Source organism: Alicyclobacillus sp. SP_1 (assembly GCF_024706985.1).
Classification (GTDB): domain Bacteria; phylum Bacillota; class Bacilli; order Alicyclobacillales; family Alicyclobacillaceae; genus Alicyclobacillus_I.
Window position 1 is genome coordinate 1 of the sequence record NZ_JAMCCX010000084.1, and the last position, 2305, is coordinate 2305.

2 protein-coding genes are annotated in these 2305 nt (G+C 50.4%); both read left to right on the forward strand.

Annotated elements, in window-relative coordinates; genetic code table 11:
* Nucleotides 1-167: 167 nt before the first annotated feature.
* Complete coding sequence (locus tag M4I36_RS15425) at nucleotides 168-1469, forward strand: IS4 family transposase (protein WP_258112653.1); 1302 nt, start codon at nucleotides 168-170, stop codon at nucleotides 1467-1469.
* Between the two features lie 13 nt (nucleotides 1470-1482).
* The coding region (locus tag M4I36_RS15430; protein ID WP_258112654.1) for a Druantia anti-phage system protein DruA at nucleotides 1483-2305 on the forward strand (823 nt) is incomplete at its 3' end.

The window sequence follows — 2305 nt, forward strand, 5'->3', positions numbered from 1 at the left end:
CAATGCTGTCAACTTAAGCGATCCGAATTCAATTTGGGACAAAAAGGAAGATTGATGAGCATTGTCCGTCTGCCTTTTTGTTCACCGCTGGACAACTTCGCTCGTTTTTGTTATGGTGGACTGGGAGGGTGTTAAAATGAAAAAAAACCAATCTTCTCGCGGACTGTGTGGAGACTACATTGAAGTTTGCAGGGTTCAGGAACAACGCAAGGAAAAGTGAGAAAGACTTCACTAGGGAACGCAAGGTTGGGTTCGTCCCGCTTGTGCTCCTCATTTTCAATATGGTTCGCAAATCGTCTCAGTTGGAGATCGACGAGTTTCGCGAACGCTTCATGCCAGAATCCGCACTAGCAACCTCATACACAAAGCAATCCTTCTCCAAGGCAAGACAGAAGATTCGGCCTGAGGCCTTTGTCACGCTCAATGACGTGTATATTCGCACATTCTATGCAGATCACGACTACAAAACACACAAGGGGTTTCGCATGTTTGCCATGGATGGGTGCGTACTGGAAGTTCCAAACACCGCTCAGACGCAACGTCAGTATGGCTATGTTACCAATAAAATGAAGAACTTTAAGTTGGCCAGAGCGCTCTCTTCCCACTTGTACGATGTAGAGAACAGACTTGCCGTATCCACAACCATAGGCCGCTATGACACCAATGAACGAGTGCTAGCCAAGGCCAACATCGAAAAGATGCTCACTCTCATTCCGGAAACCTCTCCATATGAGACCGTGGTTTTGTTTGACCGAGGCTACCCATCCATAGAGTTTATCCACTACCTTATGCAACGACGGGTTCATTTCGTCATGCGTGTTTCTACCTGGTTTTGCAAGGAGATTATGCAGACGCAAACGATGGATGAAATCGCTCAACTGCGAATTACCAAGGAGCGAGCCAAGGAGCTACGCAAGCAACGAACTCCTGTCCCGGAGGGAACGGTTCTCCCCATCCGCGTCGTGAAACTCCCTTTATCCACAGGAGAAACGGAACTACTCATCACGGATCTTCGCGAGGACAAGCTCAGCCAGGCAGAAATGGGCGACATCTACTTTAAACGGTGGGGGATTGAGACTCACTTCAAGGCGCTCAAGTACCAGTTTGAAGTCGAAAACTTCTCCGGAGAAACGCCTACCGCCATTGAACAGGACTTTCATGCAACCACCCTGCTCAGCAACATGGCCTCCGTCATTGAGCAAGACGCACTTGAGGAGGTACAAGCCCAGAACTCCGGTCGTAAGTATGAGGAATATAAAATCAACCACAACATTCTCGTCGGGAAATTGAAAAACAAATTGGTGGAAGTCATTCTTGAAGATGACGACGAGAAGCGCTCGGCTATATACAGGCGCCTGCTCCACGAACTAACGCGTAACATTGTGCCGGTGATTAAGGGTCGAACCCATCCGCGGAAAACGCGACCCGGCGCGAATAAATATGCGAAGAACAAGCGCCGACCCTTGTAAGTGAGGTGATCAGATGCCGTCTATCGACGTGCCTTTTTGGATTGGCGACCGTGAATTTACCGAGGACGACATAGAACTCATTCAAACTACGGTCGCTCAGTTTCGGCAGTTAAGCCGGAAAGAACTTGCATGGACTCTATGTGAGAATCTCTCCTGGAAAGCGCCCAATGGTCGACTGAGGGTCGATGCGTGTCTAAAGTTGCTTGCAGACTTCGAACAGGCCGGATGGCTTTCTCCCACCCCCGTGCACAGGAACGCAGCGAAAGGAAATCGAGGGAAAGAAATGGCCGGAACACCGATCGAAACGATTCTAGCCGCTTCCCTTAGTGAAGTCTCTCCAGTCAGTGTGGACCCCGTGTCTCCGTCAGAATTGGGAGACTGGAATGTTACCATGCAGGCGCACCATCCTTTAGGGTATCGCCGCCCTATCGGTGCCCATCAACGGTATTGGATTCGGGTTCAAATCCAAAAGGGCCGCGTGGTGGTTGGCTGTTTGTTGTTTGGTGCTGCCTCCAAAGCACTAAGGATCCGAGACCAATGGATTGGTTGGAGCCCAGAACAGAAAACTCGCTACCGGATGCGGATCGTGAATAATAATCGCTTTCTCATTTTGCCTCAGGTTCACGTCCCCCACTTAGCAAGCCACGCCCTGGCCTTAGCCGCTCGACGGATTCGGGCGGACTGGCAAACGCGTTACGGCTATGAACCTGTCCTCCTGGAAACTTTCGTCGAACAGGAATACTTAGGGACTTGCTACCGAGCGGCGAATTGGCTCCATGTTGGCCAAACCTCTGGAAGAGGGCGTCAGGACACCCATCATGAATATGGCGCTTCAG